The 16,650-nt window shown below is 64.1% G+C and carries 18 protein-coding genes; 9 read left to right on the top strand and 9 right to left on the bottom strand.

From position 1 onward, the window contains the following. Nucleotides 1–97: 97 nt before the first annotated feature. From ACLRDN_RS14215 to ACLRDN_RS14205, 3 genes are all read right to left on the bottom strand, one after another. Complete coding sequence (locus ACLRDN_RS14215; RefSeq protein ID WP_134222601.1) at nucleotides 98–673, bottom strand: PIN domain-containing protein; 576 nt, start codon at nucleotides 671–673, stop codon at nucleotides 98–100. After that, complete coding sequence (locus ACLRDN_RS14210) at nucleotides 670–1,137, bottom strand: helix-turn-helix domain-containing protein (protein WP_413456801.1); 468 nt, start codon at nucleotides 1,135–1,137, stop codon at nucleotides 670–672. Before ACLRDN_RS14210 ends, ACLRDN_RS14215 begins: the two co-directional genes overlap by 4 nt. A gap of 114 nt (nucleotides 1,138–1,251) precedes the next feature. Beyond that, nucleotides 1,252–2,163, bottom strand: coding sequence for a LysR family transcriptional regulator (locus ACLRDN_RS14205; protein WP_413456800.1), 912 nt, complete (start codon nucleotides 2,161–2,163; stop codon nucleotides 1,252–1,254). A 134-nt stretch (nucleotides 2,164–2,297) separates the two neighbouring features. Between ACLRDN_RS14205 and ACLRDN_RS14200 the strand changes: the two genes are divergently transcribed. Continuing rightward, the gene (locus ACLRDN_RS14200; protein ID WP_413456799.1) at nucleotides 2,298–2,996 is read left to right on the top strand and encodes a type 1 glutamine amidotransferase domain-containing protein; all 699 of its coding nucleotides are present in this window, start codon (nucleotides 2,298–2,300) and stop codon (nucleotides 2,994–2,996) included. Between the two features lie 281 nt (nucleotides 2,997–3,277). On the opposite strand, the gene ACLRDN_RS14195 is transcribed toward ACLRDN_RS14200, so the two are convergent. From ACLRDN_RS14195 to ACLRDN_RS14185, 3 genes are read right to left on the bottom strand one after another with little or no spacing between them, the layout of a single operon-like run. Continuing rightward, entirely contained in the window at nucleotides 3,278–4,126 is an 849-nt protein-coding gene (locus ACLRDN_RS14195; protein ID WP_413456798.1) for an NRDE family protein, read from the bottom strand. Next, a complete protein-coding gene (locus ACLRDN_RS14190) occupies nucleotides 4,117–4,416 on the bottom strand; it encodes a DUF4936 family protein (protein ID WP_413456797.1) in 300 nt (99 codons plus the stop codon). The genes ACLRDN_RS14195 and ACLRDN_RS14190 overlap by 10 nt, the downstream gene beginning before the upstream one ends. A gap of 41 nt (nucleotides 4,417–4,457) precedes the next feature. Further along, nucleotides 4,458–5,522 (bottom strand): YgfZ/GcvT domain-containing protein, encoded by a 1,065-nt coding sequence (locus ACLRDN_RS14185; protein ID WP_413456796.1) that lies wholly within the window; start codon nucleotides 5,520–5,522, stop codon nucleotides 4,458–4,460. 143 nt (nucleotides 5,523–5,665) lie between these two features. On the opposite strand from ACLRDN_RS14185, the gene mltG reads away from it, so the two are divergent. The 7 genes from mltG (at nucleotide 5,666) to ACLRDN_RS14150 (ending at nucleotide 11,879) form a co-directional block, all read left to right on the top strand. Beyond that, entirely contained in the window at nucleotides 5,666–6,646 is a 981-nt protein-coding gene (gene mltG / locus ACLRDN_RS14180; protein ID WP_413456795.1) for an endolytic transglycosylase MltG, read from the top strand. Nucleotides 6,647–6,692: 46 nt separating this feature from the next. Next, nucleotides 6,693–7,301, top strand: a complete 609-nt coding sequence (gene tmk, locus ACLRDN_RS14175; RefSeq protein WP_413456794.1) for a dTMP kinase — start codon at nucleotides 6,693–6,695, stop codon at nucleotides 7,299–7,301. Between the two features lie 10 nt (nucleotides 7,302–7,311). Continuing rightward, nucleotides 7,312–8,349: a DNA polymerase III subunit delta' gene (locus tag ACLRDN_RS14170; protein ID WP_413456793.1), complete on the top strand. Its 1,038-nt coding sequence runs from the start codon at nucleotides 7,312–7,314 to the stop codon at nucleotides 8,347–8,349. Between the two features lie 79 nt (nucleotides 8,350–8,428). Then, complete coding sequence (locus ACLRDN_RS14165) at nucleotides 8,429–9,757, top strand: ATP-binding protein (RefSeq protein WP_413456792.1); 1,329 nt, start codon at nucleotides 8,429–8,431, stop codon at nucleotides 9,755–9,757. Nucleotides 9,758–9,796: 39 nt separating this feature from the next. Next, a complete protein-coding gene (locus ACLRDN_RS14160; protein WP_413456791.1) occupies nucleotides 9,797–10,345 on the top strand; it encodes a response regulator transcription factor in 549 nt (182 codons plus the stop codon). An 86-nt stretch (nucleotides 10,346–10,431) separates the two neighbouring features. After that, entirely contained in the window at nucleotides 10,432–11,211 is a 780-nt protein-coding gene (locus tag ACLRDN_RS14155; protein ID WP_034331577.1) for a TatD family hydrolase, read from the top strand. After that, entirely contained in the window at nucleotides 11,208–11,879 is a 672-nt protein-coding gene (locus tag ACLRDN_RS14150) for an ankyrin repeat domain-containing protein (protein ID WP_413456790.1), read from the top strand. The genes ACLRDN_RS14155 and ACLRDN_RS14150 overlap by 4 nt, the downstream gene beginning before the upstream one ends. Nucleotides 11,880–11,958: 79 nt before the next feature. Here the strand turns inward: ACLRDN_RS14150 and ACLRDN_RS14145 are convergent, their stop codons facing one another. From ACLRDN_RS14145 to hpnD, 3 genes are all read right to left on the bottom strand, one after another. Further along, nucleotides 11,959–13,101, bottom strand: coding sequence for an L-lactate dehydrogenase (locus ACLRDN_RS14145; protein WP_413456789.1), 1,143 nt, complete (start codon nucleotides 13,099–13,101; stop codon nucleotides 11,959–11,961). A 172-nt stretch (nucleotides 13,102–13,273) separates the two neighbouring features. Then, nucleotides 13,274–14,602 (bottom strand): hydroxysqualene dehydroxylase HpnE, encoded by a 1,329-nt coding sequence (gene hpnE, locus ACLRDN_RS14140; protein WP_413456788.1) that lies wholly within the window; start codon nucleotides 14,600–14,602, stop codon nucleotides 13,274–13,276. Nucleotides 14,603–14,617: 15 nt separating this feature from the next. Beyond that, nucleotides 14,618–15,451, bottom strand: a complete 834-nt coding sequence (hpnD, locus tag ACLRDN_RS14135) for a presqualene diphosphate synthase HpnD (RefSeq protein WP_413456787.1) — start codon at nucleotides 15,449–15,451, stop codon at nucleotides 14,618–14,620. Between the two features lie 337 nt (nucleotides 15,452–15,788). Here hpnD and ACLRDN_RS14130 point away from each other — a divergent pair, with 337 nt between their 5' ends. Continuing rightward, nucleotides 15,789–16,628 carry an HDOD domain-containing protein gene (locus ACLRDN_RS14130; RefSeq protein ID WP_413456786.1) on the top strand — a complete coding sequence of 280 codons (840 nt, stop codon included), beginning with the start codon at nucleotides 15,789–15,791 and terminating at the stop codon, nucleotides 16,626–16,628. Nucleotides 16,629–16,650: the final 22 nt, after the last annotated feature.

Below are 16,650 nucleotides of genomic sequence, written 5' to 3'. Positions count from 1 at the left end.
CGCGTCCTGGTTGACGTGGCGATGGGGCCGATGTTTTTGGGAGCGGCTTGTTGATGGACAATACGCGGCGGACAATGAGGGAGCCAGCCACTTGGTTTCAGAGGACGGCGCGATAGGCCCAGAGCGCCTTGACGGTCTGCACCAGCCCTTGGCGCAACAGGATATCGAGATAGGTCTCCACTTCGATCGGTGGATTTTTCAATCTGGCTCGCTGTTGTTGCGCGGCTGTCGTGACTGCTGCGGCATCCAGGTCCATGAGGTTATGGACGAATTCGTCGGGATGTTGCGGTTCGATGCCGTAGGGGGCGAGTGCCTTGGGCGGAAAGTCGCGCGCGTTGAACGTCACGATCACGCTTGCTCCGCATCGGATGGCTGCCGCCAGTACGTGTCGGTCATCGGCATCGGGGAGGGACAGGCCTGGTATCAAGTCTTCATATCCTTCCACCAGGCTGTCTGGAATAGCGCGGTCCATCAGGTCGGACGTCCGGTCCAACTGGGCTTTTGCCAGGTCGGGACGATTGATCAGCAGATTTCGCTTCCATTCGTCGTGAATGGCCCGGCTCCAGCGCGCACGAAAGCACCCTGAAAGCCCGAGGCACATGAGGAAGTCCCGCAAGGCGGCAGGATAGAGAACGCATGCATCGTAGAGGGCTGTAAAGGGGGAATGCCTCATTCGTATCCCATTCCCAATTCCTGGGCCTGCTGCGCGAGTTCGTCCAGGGCTTCTGTGCTGATTCGTTGGCGCTCTTGCTTGTAGCGCATCAGGTCGGCAAATTTTACGCGCCGATGCTTGCCTGCGCGATGGAATGGGACCAGGCCATCTTCCAGCAGCTTGACCAAATGTGGGCGCGAGACGTTGAGCAGGTCCGCTGCTTCTTGTGTGGTCAGCTCGGCGTGTACCGGGACCACGTTGACCGCATTTCCGTCAGCCAGCTCGGCAAGGATCTGCACCAGCAGGCGCAAGGCCGACGTGGGCAGTTCGACGGCGTGCGGGCGGTTGTGTTCATCGAAGATCTGGATGCGCTGGCTATCGAGCTTTGTGCTCAGATAGGCGGCCAGTGCACGCTGGCCCTTGACGGCGATCTCGACTTCCTTGGCGGCGGGGAGTGACATGGTGGAGGCAGCGGACATGGTCATGAAGGGTCTCGGCGGAAAGATGATCTGGACTGGTCCGAGCATCTTATTCGAAACATTCGAAAATCGCAATAAACGAAAAACTGATCCTTGCGACCATCTTGTCCGTCCGGATCTTCAAGGCCGCACCGCCTGCATCACGAAATCCACAAATGCCCGCACCCGCGCCGACAGATGGCGATTGTGCGGATAGAGGATGGAGAAGCGCCGGGTACGATGCCCGGCTGACTGCAGCACTTCCACCAGTTCGCCGCGCTGCACGGCGGCTTGCGCGATGAAGTGATAGATCTGGAACAGGCCCCCGCCCGCAATGGCCCAGTTGACGCAGCCCAGCACGTCGTCATGGATGCGCTGCCGGCTCTGGAAATGAAAATCCATGTCGCGTCCCTGGGCATCCTTGAAGATCCAAGGCATCGCGCGCCCGGTGCTGGGCAGGATGAACTGGATGCAGTCATGCTCCCTCAGCGCCTCCACGCTCTCGGGCGTGCCACGCCGGGCGAGATAGGAGGGCGATGCAAAGACGCCCAGGGTCGCTTCCTCCAGCGTATGCGCAATCAGCCTTGAATCCTGCGGTACGCCCAGGCGGATGGCCAGGTCGTAGCCCTCTTCGACGAAGTCGATGACGCGGTTGGCGATGCTCAGTTCCACGTCGATCTGCGGATAAGCCGCTTGGAAACGGGGCAGCAGCGGCAGCAGCCGGTAGTGCGCGTAAGGCGTGCCGACGCTGATGCGCAGCGGGCCGCTGGGCACTTTCTGCTGGCCGGTGAGGATGCGTTCGGCCTCGGCGATCTGTTCCAGCGCCTGGCGGCATTGTTCGTGATACAGCTCGCCCTCGCGGGTGAGCCGGATCTGGCGCGTGGTACGGGCAAACAGCCGCACTCCCAACCGGGCCTCCAGCCGACTGATGGAGCGGCTTACCGAGGCCGGCGTCACCCCCAGTGCCTCGGCGGCGGCCGTGAAACTGCCCAGTTCCGCAGCTTTGCAGAACAGTTCGATGCTGCCTAGCTGGACGGGGTCGAAGTGGCGCATTTGTTCAATGAGGTAATGAATAAATTGATGGAGAGGCAGTTTATCTTCGATATTGAAGGTAATAAAGTGGCGGTCAGCTTGGTAATGCTGCTTTTATGCAGATGCCATCCCTCCCTCGTGAAGAAAGGAACAACATGCAAAAGCCCAACATTCTGATGATCGTCACCTCCAGCAGCCGCATGGGCGACACCGACAAGCCCACCGGCCTGTGGACCGAAGAGCTGGCTGCGCCCTACTACGCGCTGGTGGACGCCGGTGCCTCGGTGGTCATCGCCTCTACCGCCGGTGGCCGGGCGCCGATCGATCCGGGCAGCGTCAAGCCGCAAGGCCAGAACGATGCCATCGTCGAGCGCATGCTGGCCGATACCGAGCTGCAGCAGCGCATCGCCGCCACGCGCCCCTTGGGCGAGATCGAAGTCGCCGCCTTTGACGCCGTGTTCTTCCCCGGTGGCCATGGCACCATGTGGGACCTGCCCACCGATGCCAACGTCAAGAAGACCGTCGAAGGCGCCTATGCCGCCGGCAAGTTCATTGCTTCAGTCTGCCACGGTGCCGCTGGCCTGGTCTCGGCCGTGAACCCCGATGGCAAGCCGATGGTCGCTGGCAAGCGTGTCAATTCCTTCACCGATGCCGAAGAGCGCGAAGTGGGACTGGCCGAGGTCGTGCCCTTCCTGCTGGAAAGCCGCCTGCGTGAACTGGGGGGTGTCTTTGAAGGGACCGACAACTGGCAGGTGTTTGCCATCCGTGACGGCCAGCTCATCACGGGCCAGAATCCGCAATCCTCTGAGCGTGTGGCAGAGATCCTGCTGGGGGCGCTGGAACTGGCGGCCTGATCGGCTAGGTTGCTGCGAAAGATCAAAGGCTGCCCCAAGTGGTCAGCCTTTGGCTTTTTTGACCTGATTCGGGCGGCGGCAACCTGGTTTGTTGTGGCGAATTGTGTGGGCGAAAAAAAAGCCCACGACCTTGCGGTGTGGGCTTCAATCCAATTCTTTAGGAGGAAATTGGAGGAGACAGGTGTAACTTTACTGCTCCGCACCAAATTCATCCAATTTATCTTTCGTATATCAGATATTCGTTTTGGTTATTTCACGCGGGCTATCGTGAAGCCGGATAGTCAGACCGGGTGGGCGGTTCCGTCCTGCTCACCCTCGGCAGATGAAGTTTCCTGCACACGCGGTTTGCACGGAATCTTGCATGCCTTGTCCGTGGCCGGCTCGGCACTATATTGCATCGCCATAGGATCGACTACGTGCTCAGTCAACACCGGTTGGCCGACGATGGGCACGCGCAGGACCGTCGAGCAGCGCGTGCCGTAGTCCGGGGAGCGGATAAAGATGGGCGAGAGCATGCGCTCCTTCTCCAACCCCACCCCGGTATCGGGCAAGCGGCAATCATTGGCGCGGGTGCCATCGGTGAGCATCTCGAAGAAGGTCTCTTCGGGGGCCCCCTGGCACAGCAGGCTGGCGAATTGCGCCTTGGCACGGGTGAGCTTGGGCCAGGGGGTGTCCAGCAAGGCGTTCGACACCCCATAGACGCCGTACTCCAGGGGCTGCCCGTTGCGCGGATCGTCCTGGCCCCGGTTCGAATACCACACCATCGTTTCCCGGTTGCCCAGCAGCAGGTTGAAGCCGTTGTAGCGCTGTGCCTGTGGTTCGATCTGTCGCAAGTAGGCTTGCGGGTCGAGGTCGCCGGCCAGATAGTCGGCCACCAGTTGCCCACGGGTGGGCGCATCGGCGCGTCGCTCCGAAGGCGCGCGCACATTGGTGAGCGCCGCAAACCGTCCGTCCCGGGTCACGCCCAGCCAGGTACCTCCTCCTTGCAGATCGCGCCCGGCGTAGATCTGGGGATGGTCGTTCCACCAGCCGGCATCGGCGGCGGGGCGGGCATAGAATTCGTCCCGGTTGGCCGCCAGGATGAGGGGCATGCCGGGGATGACTTTCCAGGCGAAGATGATCAGGCACATGGCGCAACATCCTCGAACTGTTCAACGTGACGTTCGCCGCTGATGAGGGCCGCTGCACCGCAATCTGCCAGCGCGCGGTCCAGGGTCTGCGTGAAGTCTTCAGCGGAAGGGGGCAGGATGCCCTGGTAGATTTCCATCCAGGTCTGCAGGCCATCCTGTTCGCCGGGACGCCGCTTGAGCGCGCCGGCGATGCCCAGCCGCGCTTGCAGCATGGCTTGTACGCCTTTGATCTTGCCGAACAGGGCCGTCGCGTGAGCGCTGTCGACCCGATAGTAAATGTAGAGATCCATGGATGCGTCCCTATGGCTGCACTATAGCGAAGGCGCTCCGCTTACTGCGGATCGGCCAGCTCATAGGGAAGGGCGTGGAAATGCAGGGCCGGGCCATCGGCTGCCCCAAGATGCACTGCATCCTCGGCGGCGGCCAGCTTCATTTCCACCAGCGCCAGTGCGTGTTCCGCATCCAGCGCCTCGGCGTTGACCACCATGCCGCAGGGTTGCCCCGGATCGGCGGCAGCAAAGACTTCCTGCCCGGCGCGCGCCCCGGCGCTGGCAATGGTGGCCAGCATGGTACGGCGCTTGAGCTTGCCCAGGTACTGGCTGCGCGCCACGATTTCCTGGCCGGGATAGCAGCCCTTCTTGAAGTTGACGCCCCCGATCAGCTCGAAATTGACCATCTGCGGCACAAACTGCTCTTGCGTGGCTTGCACGATCCCCGGCACGCCTGCGCGGATGTCCGAGAGCCGCCAGGCAAGGCTGGCCGTTGGCGTCAGGTGCTGGGTCAGTTTGGGCCAGGCCGCAGTGAGGGTGTCGACCGCTGCGATCCACTGATAGCGCGCGCTGCCGCTGGCATCGGCCAGGCGGATCAAGGTGCCGTGGCTGTTGTCGATCTTGTCGTAGGGGGCTGCCGGCAAGACCGGGAACCATTGCGCCAGTGCATTGCTGGCAGCCGGTCCAACCAGCCCCAGCACCGCACGTTCGTCGCTGGCATCGGCCAGTTTGGCCTTGGCCCGCATGACAAACATCTGCAGGCGCTTCTGGATCGCCGGCTGCAGGCTGCGCGGCAGTTGCAGCCAGATGGACTGTTCGTCGCGCCACATCAGGAAGGTCGCCAGCAGGCGGCCCTTGGGGGAGCAATAGCCGGCCAGGCGCGCTGCGCTGCTGTCGAGCAGTTGCACATCATTGGTGAGCTGGCCATGCAGGAAGCTGGCGGCGTCCTCGCCGGTGGCGGCGATCAGGCCCAGGCTGGTGAGCGGGGCCATGAAGCTTTCCAGGCTTTGCGGTGCCGGGGCCGTGGGGCCGAAGCCCGTTACGTCGGCACTCTCGGCGTCGAACTGGGCGCCTTGTTGCGCCAGGAAGTCACGCCAGCCGGAGTGCGATGAGGTCATTTCTGTCATAGGAAATCTTTTACGGATTACGTCTTGCCAGGTCGGTGTGTCCGGCAAATTAGGCAACTGTCGTGCCAGCGATTATCATTGATGCCTCGATTATAGTGATCTCCGAAAAATCGCGTCGGAGCAACAAGGATTTTGCCTCTGGTATGAAGAAGTTATTTGTGACATTGCTGGTGCTGGCGGCCCTGGTAGCCGGGGCGGGGGTCTATTGGTCCAAGCAGCCCATCGTCGATCCCAGCGGCCAGGTCATTGCCTTCACGATCACGCCGGGCGCTGGCGTCAACGGCGCTGCCCAGCAAATTGCCGCCGCCGGCGTGCCGGTCAACCCGGACCTGTTTGCGCTGTATGCGCGCCTGTCCGGCGAAGGCGGCCGCATCAAGGCCGGCAGCTATGAAATCAAGCCCGGCTACACGCCGCAGCGCCTGCTGCTGCAACTGGTGCGCGGTGAATTCGCCCAGGAAGCGCTGACCGTCATCGAAGGCTGGACCTTCAAGCAGATGCGCAAAGCCATCGCCGACCAGCCCGCCTTGAAGCACGACACCGCCACCTGGACCGACCAGCAGATCCTGGCCAAGCTGACCAACGAATACACCTATCCGGAAGGCCTGTTCTTCCCCGATACCTATCTCTTCGCCAAGGGGGCCAGCGATATGCAGGTCTACAAGCAGGCCTTCGCCCTCATGAGCAAGAAGCTCAACGAGGCCTGGGCGCGGCGCGACCTGTCGCTGCCGTACCGCACGCCCTATGAGGCGCTGACCATGGCCTCCATCGTCGAGAAGGAGACCGGGCAGAAATCCGAGCGCGGCATGGTGGCCGGGGTTTTCGTCAACCGCCTGCGCACCGGCATGCTGCTGCAGACCGATCCGACCGTGATCTATGGCATGGGCGAGCGTTACCAGGGCAAGATCCGCAAGGTCGACCTGCTCACCGATACCCCCTACAACACCTATACCCGTGCCGGGCTGCCGCCCACGCCGATTGCCTTGCCCGGCGCGGCCTCTTTGGCGGCCGCCCTGAACCCGGACAAGACCGAGGCCTTATACTTCGTGGCGCGCGGGGATGGCACCAGCCATTTCTCCAGCAACCTGAACGAACACAACCAGGCCGTCAACCGCTACCAGCGTTGAGCCAGTCTTTCTTTTACCGTTTCATTCATTGAGTAGCGATACCTTCATGGCATCAGGCAAATTCATCACCTTCGAAGGCATCGACGGCGCCGGCAAGTCGACCCATATTCCTTTCGTCACCGAGCTGCTGCGCGCGCGCGGCCTGTCGGTAGTGGCCACCCGCGAGCCCGGCGGCACCGACCTGGGCGAACGCCTGCGCGAACTGGTCCTGCATCACAAGATGCATCTGGAAACCGAAGCCCTGCTGATGTTCGCCTCGCGCCGCGAGCACCTGGCCCAGGTCATCGAGCCGGCGCTGGCGCGTGGCGACTGGGTCATCTCGGATCGGTTTACCGATGCCACCTTCGCCTACCAGGGCGGCGGCCGCAAGCTGGCGCTGGACAAGCTGGACAGCCTCGAACAGTGGGTCCATCCCCATCTGCAACCGGATCTGACGCTGCTCTTCGATGTGCCGCTGGAAGTGGCGCGGGCGCGGCTGGATGCCGAACGCACGCTGGACAAGTTCGAGCAGGAAAAGGCCGATTTCTTCGCCAACACCCGCGCCGAATACCTGCGCCGCGCCGCGCAGTTCCCGCAGCGCTTCCGCCTGATCGATTCCACGCGTTCCATCCCGGTGATCCAGGAAGAACTGCGCGCCATCGTGGCAGCGCTGTGAGGGAGGCCGCATGTCCGTGACTTCTTCCGACGGTTTGCTGCCCTGGCAGGGCGAAAGCTGGCGCCAGTTGCAGCAACTGCGCAAACGCCTGCCGCATGCGCTGCTGTTCTATGGCGCGGCCGGTACCGGCAAGACGCAGTTCGTCGAAGCCTTCGCCAAGTCCCTGCTGTGCGAATCGCCCACGCCCGAGGCCCATGCCTGCGGCGTATGCGCCTCCTGCAACTGGTTCTCGCAATCCAATCATCCTGACTACCGGCGCGTGCGTCCCGAAGTCCTGGACGATGAGAGCGCCGAAGACGAGGCAGGTGAAGAAAAAAAATCCACCAAGGCCAGCAAGGCCCCCTCCAAGGACATCAAGATCGACCAGATCCGTGCGCTGGCCGATTTCATGAACGTTTCCACCCACCGCGCGGGCTTGCGGGTGGTGATGCTGTATCCGGCCGAAGCGCTCAACACTGCCGCCGCCAATGCCTTGCTCAAGACGCTGGAAGAGCCGCCGCCGGGCACCATGTTCCTGCTGTTGTCCAATCGCCTGGATCGCCTGCTGCCGACCATCCTGTCGCGCTGCCGCAAGTTTGCCCTGGCCGCACCCGGCCATGACGAAGCACTGGCCTGGCTCAAGCAGCAGGGCGTCAAGGATGCCGATGTGTGGCTGGCCGAGCAGGGCGGGGCACCGCTGGCCGCGCTGGAAGCCGCCCAGGGCGAGGGCCGTGATGCCCTGGATGAATTGCTGCGCCACCTGGCCCAGCCCGGCGTGGACGGCGCCTTGCGCGCTGCCGACAAGCTGCAGAAAACGCCGGCCGCCGACCTGGTCGGCTGGGTGCAGCGCTGGCTGTATGATTTGCTGTCGCTGAAGTCGGCCGGGGTGGTGCGCTACTATCCGCGTCATGGCAAGGAACTGGGGCGTCTGGCCGAGCGGGTCGATGCGTTGGCCGTGTCCAAGGCCTTGCGCGGCATGGGCGATCGCCGCGCCATTGCCGATCACCCCTTGTCGGCCAAGCTGTTCATCGAAGAAATGCTGATCGATTACGCACGCTTGTTCGATTGACTGCGCGCTGACCAGGCCGCCCCTGCGGCAAATCGCCGCGCCTGGGGGGCAGCGGCGTGCCGGACCGTATAATTCCGGCATGATGCCGCTGACCTCCTACTTCATTCCCGTCTCCGAGCAAATGAACCAGCCCCAGCACCTGTTGCTGTCGCGGCTGTTCTGGCTGCGCTGGGCCATGGTGGCGGGCGAGCTGCTGGTGCTGGCCGGGGCGCATGCCTGGCTGCATATTGCCTTGCCCTTGCCGGCGCTGCTGGCCCTGATCGGCCTGCAGGCCCTCATCAACGCTGCCACCTGGCTGCGCATGCGCTGGGCGCGGCCAGCCGAGCAGGCCGAACTGTTCATCCAATTGCTGCTGGATGTGGCGGTATTGACGGCGCTGCTGTATTTCTCGGGCGGCTCGACCAACCCCTTCGTCTCCTTCTACCTGCCGGCGCTGGCGGCAGGCGCTGCCACGCTGGCCTGGCCCTACGCCTTGCTGCTGGCCCTGTGTGCGCTGGGATGCTATTCAGGGCTGGTGTACTTCTACCAGCCGCTGCACATCCACGACCACGGGCAGGCGATGGCCTATCACCTGGCCGGGATGTGGATCAATTTCTCGATCTCGGCCTTGCTCATCACCTGGTTCGTCAGCCGTATCGCGGCGGCCGTGCGCTTGCGCGACGGGCAGCTGGCGCAGGCGCGCGAGCGGCAGTTGCAGAGCCATCGTATCGTCGCCCTTGGCACGCAGGCCGCCGGCGCCGCCCATGCGCTCAATACGCCGCTGTCGACGGTGGCCGTGATCGCCGGCGAATTGCGCCGCGACATGGCCACCAATCCCGCGCTGGCGGCCTATGAGGAAGACGTGCGCGTGGTCGAGGAACAGATCGCCGTCTGCAAGGCCGCATTGGAGAACATGCGGCTCGACGCCGATGCCCAGTTGCGCAATGAAGACAGCGCGCCCATCACGCCCTGGCTCACCAGCCTGCTGGAAGGCTGGCGCCTGCGCCATCCGGCCGTGTTGCTGGCGGCAGAGGTACATCAGCCGGGCTGGCGGGCCAGCCAGTTGCAGGACTTGTCGCAGATCCTGCTGACCTTGCTGGACAATGCAGCCCATGCCGTGCGCGGCCTCGGCCATCAGGGCGAAATCCGCATCCGCCTGGCTGCGGCCGAGGAGGGTGAGGGCGGATCTGCCGCCTCCGGCAAGCCGGGGCGCAACATGGCCATCATCGAGGTCTCCGACAATGGCGCAGGCATCAGCCCGGAACTGTTGCAGCGTCTGGGCCACGGGCCGGTGGCCAGCAGTTCGGGCGGTTCCGGCATCGGCCTGATGCTGGCCACTGCCAGTGCCACCCACCTGGGCGGCAAGCTGAAGCTGCGCTCGTCGCTCGGGCAGGGCACGGTTGCGCAGTTGCGCTTCCCCCTGGTATGAACCGCCATCCTTCATTTTTCTGGTTTTACGGATATACCCATGAGTGCCGCCTTCCTGATCCTCGATGACAATGACGTCTTTGCCAGCACGCTGGCACGGTCGCTGGCGCGGCGCGGCTTTCGTGCCGTCGTCGCCCACAACGGCGAAGAGGCGCTGGAAGCCGCACGCCGCGAGCGTTTCGACTACGTCACCATCGATTTGCAGCTGGAAAAGGATTCCGGCCTGCAATGGGTCGCGCCGCTGCGCCAGGCGCTGCCGCAGGCGCGCCTGCTGGTGCTGACCGGCTATGCCAGCATCGCCACCACGGTGCAGGCCATCAAGTCCGGAGCGGATAACTACCTGGCCAAGCCGGCCAATGTGGATTCCATCCTCTCGGCGCTGTCGTACGTGGCCGAAGGCGAGGCAGCCGAGGAGCCCGTACTGCCTGTGGAAGAGGCCTCGCCGCTGTCGCTGGAACGCCTGGAATGGGAGCACATCCAGCGCGTGCTGGCCGAGCATGAAGGCAATATCTCCTCCACCGCGCGGGCGCTGAACATGCACCGCCGCACCTTGCAGCGCAAGCTGGCCAAGCGGCCCGTGGCGCGCTGAGCGGTCGTCACCGGACCCTGTAACGAAAGGTAAGCGCCCGGCAAGCAGGGGCGACAGCCTGTCGGCATGGCTTTACAATAGCGGCCATGTATATCGATTCCCATTGCCACATCAATTTTCCCGACCTGGCGGCGCGCTTGCCCGAGATCTTCGGCAAGATGGCCGACAACCAGGTCAGCCATGCCCTGTGTGTCTCGGTGGACCTGCCGGATTTCCCGCAGGTGCTGGCCCTGGCCGAACAATATCCCAACGTCTACGCCTCGGTCGGCGTGCATCCGGACTACGAAGACACCCCCGAGCCGACGCTCGACGAGCTGATCCGCCTGGCGGACCATCCGCGCATCGTCGCCATCGGTGAAACCGGGCTGGATTACTACCGCCTGCAGGGCGACCTGGAATGGCAGCGCGAGCGCTTCCGCACTCATATCCGCGCCTCGCGGGCCACTGGCAAGCCGCTCATCATCCATACCCGCTCGGCCTCGGAAGACACCATCCGCATCCTGCAGGAAGAGGGCGCCAGCCCACAGGCGGGCGGTGTGGCCGGGGTCATGCATTGCTTCACGGAATCACAGGCGGTGGCCGATGCGGCCATTGAACTGGGCTTCTACATCTCCTTCTCCGGCATCGTCACCTTCAAGTCGGCCAAGGATTTGCAGCAGGTCGCCCGCACCATTCCGCTGGAGCGCATGCTGATCGAAACCGATTCCCCCTACCTGGCGCCAGTCCCTTTTCGGGGCAAGACCAACGAGCCGGGTTACGTGCGCCATGTCGGTGAATTCATCGCCGACCTGCGCGGCATCAGCGCGGCCGAAGTGGCGCGCCAGACCTCTGACAATTTCTTCAAGCTGTTCGGAATCAAGCCATGACCTTGCTGGAAAAGCTGCGCGCCCGCTTCGGCGGCATCGGCCGTATCGTCCTCTATACCTCGCTGCTGTTGCCGGGAGCCGCCCGGGCGGGGGCGTATGAAGATTATTTCCAGGCCATCCGCATGGACAATGTCTATTTCCTCAAGCAGCTGATGCAGCGCGGCATGGGGCCCAACCTGATCGAGCCCAAGCGCGGCTATACCGGCCTGATGCTGGCCATCCGTGAAGATTCGATGAAGGCCTTCGACGTGCTGGTCAATGCGCCCGATGTGAACCTGGAAGCCCAGGCCACCAACGGTGATACGCCGCTGATGCTGGCGTCCTTCTACGGCAATATCCCGGTGGTGAAGCTGTTGCTGGGCCGCGAGGTGGAGGTCAATCGCCCCGGCTGGACCGCCCTGCATTACGCCGCCATCAATGGCAGCTCCGAGATCGTCAAGCTGCTGCTGGATGCCTCGGCCTATGTCGATGCCGAGTCCCCCGATGACAAGATGACGCCCGTCATGCTGGCCGCCATGCGCGGCCGTGTCGCGGCAGTGGAAGTGCTGCGCGACAACGGCGCCGACCTCACGCTCAAGAACAAGGACGGGTTGACCGCCATGGACCTGGCCCGGCGCTACGGGCAGGAAGGCGTGATCGAGGTGCTCAACGTCAAACCGCGCCAGTAAGCCGCGCATTCGGTCTCGCAAAAGTAAACGTCCCGGCCACCTCACGGTGGACCGGGACGTTTTACATGGAACTGCCGCTTCAGCGCACCAGGATCTGCGGACCGACGTCCTTGATGTCCTTGGTGCCGGTCAGGGCCATGCTGACGTCGAGTTCCTTGCGCATGATCTCCAGCATCTGCGACACGCCATCGCCGCCCATGGCGCCGAGGCTGTAGAGGAAGGCGCGGCCGATCATGGTGCCGCGTGCACCCAGGGCGACTGCCTTCAACACATCCTGGCCGGAGCGGATGCCGCCGTCGAACCAGACTTCGATCTGGTCGCCCACGGCTTCGGCGATGGCGGGCAGGGCTTCGATGGAGGACATGGCGCCATCGAGCTGGCGGCCACCGTGGTTGGAGACCACGATGGCATCGGCACCGCTTTGCACGGCCAGTTTGGCATCTTCCACATCGAGGATGCCCTTCAAAATCAGCTTGCCGCCCCATTGCTGCTTGATCCAGGCGACATCGTCCCAGTTCAGGGTCGGGTCGAACTGGCTGGCGGTCCACTTCGACAAGGTTTGCACACCACCGGCCCCTTCGCCGCCCTTGATGTGGCCGGCCAGGTTGCCGAAGGTCTTGCGGCCACCCAGTGCACGCAGCGCCCAGCCGGGCTTGCTGGCCAGGTCGAGCAGGGTTTCCAGGGTCAGCTTGGGGGGCACGGACATCCCGTTTTTCAGATCCTTGTGGCGCTGGCCGAGGATCTGCAGGTCCAGCGTCAGTACCAGGGCCGAGCACTTGGCGGCCTTGGCGCGGTCGATCAGGGACTGCACGAAGCCGCGGTCGCGCATCACGTAGAGCTGGAACCAGAAGGGTTTCGTGGTCACGCTGGCCACGTCCTCGATGGAGCAGATGCTCATCGTGGAGAGGGTGAAGGGAATGCCGAACTTCTCGGCGGCGATGGCGCCCAGCATCTCGCCGTTGGCCCATTGCATGCCGGTCAGGCCGGTCGGGGCGATGGCCACCGGCATGGTCACGTCATGGCCGATCATGGTGCTGCGGGTGCTGCGTTCGTCGACGTTGATGGCCACGCGCTGGCGCAGCTTCAAAGAGGCCAGGTCGCGGGTGTTGGCGCGATAGGTGCTCTCGGTGTAGGAGCCGCTGTCGGCGTAATCGTAGAACGCCTTGGGAACGCGCTTCTTGGCCAGCAGGCGGAAGTCTTCGACACAGGTCATGACCGGCATGGTGTTTTTTCTCCGTTTTTTTGGGGTGCGGCCGGGGCCGCCGTGTGTTGGGATTGCAGGCACGAACCGGAATCGGACTGCGGACAAGGGATTGCTCAATGCCCGTTATGCTAGTGCATACCTGCCGGGCTTGGGGTGAATCCCTTTGCCGCCATCCATGAAAATTTTACGGTCAGGCCGCCAGCCGCCGCGCCGCTGCCATCCCGCTGCGCACCGCGCCTTCCAGGGTGGCAGGGTAGGCGCCCGCCACATAATCCCCGGCCAGTGCCAGTCCGGCGGGCATGCCGGCATTGTCGGGCCGCTGCAGGCCGGGCGTGCAGGCGAAGGTGGCGCGCTTTTCAGTGATGACGCGGCTCCACCCGGGCGTGGCCAGGGCTGTATCGCCGAAGTCGTTCGCCAGTTGGCGCGTGATGCCGGCAGTCAGTGCCGCGTGGCCCTCGGCGACGGCCTGGCCGGCAGCGCTGACGACGACCGCCAGCAAGCCTGCCTCGCCGCCCAATTGCCCGCGATCAAAGACGAACTGGCCCCAGGCCTGGCGCTGCGGGTCATCGGCCAGCGCCAGGAAGGCGCCTGGCAGCCGCACGGCAGACGAATATTGCAAATAGCAGGTGGTGATCGGTTCATGTTCCAGCGCCTGCAGCAGCGTCGTGTCATGCAGGCCTGCCAGCAGCTGCGCGGCGGCGTCGGGGCCGGTGGCCAGCACCACCCCGGCGAATTCGCCCAGGCTTTCAGCGGCGCGGTCTTCCAGTCGCCAGCTGCCTTCATCATTGCCCGGAAGCAGGCGCGCCACGGCTACGCCCGGCTGTACCAGCCCGCCGCGCTTGCCCAGATAGGTGGCCGCCGCATCGGGCAGCAATGCGCCCAGGTCAACGCGGGGAATCAGCATGTCGGAGGCAGCGCGGCGCGCGCCCAGGCTGTCGCGCAAGACGTTCAGGAAGACTTGCGCCGAAGCCCGCTCCGGCGGGGTATTGAGCGCCGCGATGCACAGCGGATGCCACATCAGGCGAATCAGCCGCGGCGTCTGCTCATGGCGCTCCAGCAGTTCGGCCACGCTGCAATCCTGATGCAGCTGCCAGCCCATCCAGCGCGCCGTGGTGGAAAAGCGCGCCAGCGCCATCTTGTCTTCGCGCGCCAGCCCTTTGGCGCGCAGCAGCGCCACGGCCACGTGCCAAGGTGCCGGCAGGCGGGGTGCCACGAAATCCATGCCTTCCGCCCCCGTGGCCAGCGGATAGCGCATCTGCAAAGGCAGGCGCAGCAAGGCGCTGGCCGGATCGACGCCGACCTGCTTCATCAGCGCCAGCGTGGAACGATAGGCCCCCAGCAGGATGTGCTGGCCATTGTCCAGCGTACGTTCGTCCAGTTCTACCCGCCGTGCGCGGCCGCCCAGCGTACGGGCCGCTTCGAACAGGCTCACACGATGGCCGCCGGCGGCCAGCGCCACGGCAGCGGCGCAGCCGGCCCAGCCGGCGCCGATGACGGCGTAATGGCGCGGTGCGCTCATCGGCAGAGCACCCGGTCAGCCGAAGACATAGGTCTTCCAGGCCAGCCAGAGCTTGCGGATGGGGGTGAGCGAGATGCGCTGGTTGAGCACGTGGTAGCCGTCGCGGGTGATCTCGTCGAGCAGGGTGCGATAGATGGCAGCCATCATCAGGCCGGGGCGCTGGGCACGGCGGTCTTCCTTGGGCAGCAGGGCGAAGGCTTCGTCATAGACTGCCTGGGCGCGCTCGACCTGGAACTTCATCAGTGCCTCGAAACGCTCGCTGTGGCGGGCGTTGAGGATGTCGGCAGCGGTGACATTGAATTGCTGCAGTTCATTGACGGGCAGGTAGATGCGGCCCTTGCGGCCATCTTCGCCGACGTCGCGGATGATGTTGGTGAGCTGGAAGGCCAGCCCCAGCTTTTCGGCAAAGAGCAGGGTGCCGGGCTGGGTATGGCCGAAGATGCTGGCCGAGAGCACCCCGACCACCCCGGCCACATGCCAGCAGTAGCGCTGCAGGCCCTGATAGTCCAGGTAGCGGGTCTGGTCCAGGTCCATTTCCATGCCATCGATGATGGCTTGCAGGTGTTCGCCCTTCAACTGGTAAGTGGCTACGTGCGGATGCAGGGCCTTGGTGACCGGGTGCGTGGGCTGGCCTTCCAGCATGGCGGCGATTTCCTTGCGCCACCACATGAGCTTGGTGCGGGCCACCATGGCGTCTTCAATTTCATCGACGGTGTCGTCGACCTCGCGGCAAAAGGCGTACAGCGCTGTAATTGCCAGCCGTCGCTGCGGCGGCAGGAACAGGAAACTGTAATAAAAACTGGAACCGCTGGCGGCGGCCTTCTGCTGGCAGTATTCGTCTGGAGACATGGATGCGTGGCGGGCGGTTGAAGCATGGGGGCAGGCAGCCTGGCGGCCCCTGCGGCAAAGGCGCTATGCTAGCCGAGTGCGCCCGGCAGGGCAAATGCCGGCTGCGGGTGACCCGCTGTTGAAACGGGGCTTCCAAGCGTCTATTGCGGGGCCCGGCGTTGTCCATTAAGCTCGGGACAAGCGCATTCCGGAAAAACAAATTCACATGACATCAAATCCGGATGAATTCTGCCGTTAATCGAAGCAGACGTGGCGCAGCACGGGACAAACCCCGTGCAAGCGCGGCATATCGGCAACCCCGGCCATCGACGATGGCCCCCTGGAGGCTGGAGACACTATGGACAGACTGGAAATCTTTCGCAACATCGCCTCGCAGGCTGGCCGCGGCGAGCTGGTATTCCCGGCCAACGTCAGCGCCTCGCTGAAGCTGCAAAAGGCCCTGGCCGACCCGGAATGCCACCTGGAGCTGGCGGCCAAGCTGGTGATGGCCGAGCCGCTGGTGTCAGCGCGTACGGTCGCCATTGCCAATTCGGCGGCCTACAACCGTTCCGGCGGGGAGATCAACAACGTGCGGGCGGCCGTGATGCGGCTGGGCTTCCGTACCCTCAATACCATCACCACCTCGGTGATCGTGCGCCAGCTGGGCCGTACCATCAACAATCCCGGCATGCGCATCAAGTCGGCCCAGCTGTGGGAACACTGCGCCCACGTGGCGGCCACCGCCTACGTGCTCACTTCCAAGCTGACCAAGGCCGATCCGGAGACGGCGATGTTTGCCGGCATCGTGCACGAAGTGGGTGGCTTCTACCTGCTTTCGCGCACGGATGACTTCCCGGGGTTGCTCGACGGCGGCACCGAGGACTGGATGGAATACGGCGAAAAGATGATCGGCCGCGCCGTGCTCAAGAAGCTGGGCGTGCCCCAGCCGGTGATCGATGCCATCGAATCGCTGTGGCATGGCGTGCGGGTGCTGCCGCCCCAGACCATCGGCGACGTGCTGCTGCTGGCCAAGGAACTCTCGCCGGTACCTTCGCCCCTGGCGCGCACTGCGGTGGCCGAAGCCGGTATCGGGGGCGAGAACCTCGTGGATGACTATATCGGGGACCGTTCGCTGCGCGAGATGCTGGATGATTCCGAAGAACAGATCCGCACCCTGACTGCCGCCTTGCTGGTCTGACACTGCGCGCGGCCGTTTCTTC

It is taken from the genome of Herbaspirillum huttiense, assembly GCF_047300815.1.
Lineage (GTDB): Bacteria > Pseudomonadota > Gammaproteobacteria > Burkholderiales > Burkholderiaceae_D > Herbaspirillum > Herbaspirillum huttiense_A.
The sequence above is the reverse complement of the archived record's forward strand: the minus strand, read 5'-3'. Positions and strand labels throughout refer to the sequence as shown.

Excerpts from the sequence above, each read along its gene's own strand:
- ACLRDN_RS14165 (WP_413456792.1), top strand. The coding sequence starts at position 8,429 with ATGATGCCGCTGACCTCCTACTTCATTCCCGTCTCCGAGCAAATGAAC.
- ACLRDN_RS14150 (WP_413456790.1), top strand. The coding sequence starts at position 11,208 with ATGACCTTGCTGGAAAAGCTGCGCGCCCGCTTCGGCGGCATCGGCCGT.
- ACLRDN_RS14130 (WP_413456786.1), top strand. The coding sequence starts at position 15,789 with ATGGACAGACTGGAAATCTTTCGCAACATCGCCTCGCAGGCTGGCCGC.
- ACLRDN_RS14200 (WP_413456799.1), top strand. The coding sequence starts at position 2,298 with ATGCAAAAGCCCAACATTCTGATGATCGTCACCTCCAGCAGCCGCATG.
- ACLRDN_RS14145 (WP_413456789.1), bottom strand. The coding sequence starts at position 13,101 with ATGCCGGTCATGACCTGTGTCGAAGACTTCCGCCTGCTGGCCAAGAAG.
- ACLRDN_RS14205 (WP_413456800.1), bottom strand. The coding sequence starts at position 2,163 with ATGCGCCACTTCGACCCCGTCCAGCTAGGCAGCATCGAACTGTTCTGC.
- ACLRDN_RS14160 (WP_413456791.1), top strand. The coding sequence starts at position 9,797 with ATGAGTGCCGCCTTCCTGATCCTCGATGACAATGACGTCTTTGCCAGC.
- ACLRDN_RS14210 (WP_413456801.1), bottom strand. The coding sequence starts at position 1,137 with ATGACCATGTCCGCTGCCTCCACCATGTCACTCCCCGCCGCCAAGGAA.
- hpnE (WP_413456788.1), bottom strand. The coding sequence starts at position 14,602 with ATGAGCGCACCGCGCCATTACGCCGTCATCGGCGCCGGCTGGGCCGGC.
- ACLRDN_RS14185 (WP_413456796.1), bottom strand. The coding sequence starts at position 5,522 with ATGACAGAAATGACCTCATCGCACTCCGGCTGGCGTGACTTCCTGGCG.
- ACLRDN_RS14190 (WP_413456797.1), bottom strand. The coding sequence starts at position 4,416 with ATGGATCTCTACATTTACTATCGGGTCGACAGCGCTCACGCGACGGCC.
- mltG (WP_413456795.1), top strand. The coding sequence starts at position 5,666 with ATGAAGAAGTTATTTGTGACATTGCTGGTGCTGGCGGCCCTGGTAGCC.
- hpnD (WP_413456787.1), bottom strand. The coding sequence starts at position 15,451 with ATGTCTCCAGACGAATACTGCCAGCAGAAGGCCGCCGCCAGCGGTTCC.
- ACLRDN_RS14155 (WP_034331577.1), top strand. The coding sequence starts at position 10,432 with ATGTATATCGATTCCCATTGCCACATCAATTTTCCCGACCTGGCGGCG.
- ACLRDN_RS14195 (WP_413456798.1), bottom strand. The coding sequence starts at position 4,126 with ATGTGCCTGATCATCTTCGCCTGGAAAGTCATCCCCGGCATGCCCCTC.
- ACLRDN_RS14215 (WP_134222601.1), bottom strand. The coding sequence starts at position 673 with ATGAGGCATTCCCCCTTTACAGCCCTCTACGATGCATGCGTTCTCTAT.
- ACLRDN_RS14170 (WP_413456793.1), top strand. The coding sequence starts at position 7,312 with ATGTCCGTGACTTCTTCCGACGGTTTGCTGCCCTGGCAGGGCGAAAGC.
- tmk (WP_413456794.1), top strand. The coding sequence starts at position 6,693 with ATGGCATCAGGCAAATTCATCACCTTCGAAGGCATCGACGGCGCCGGC.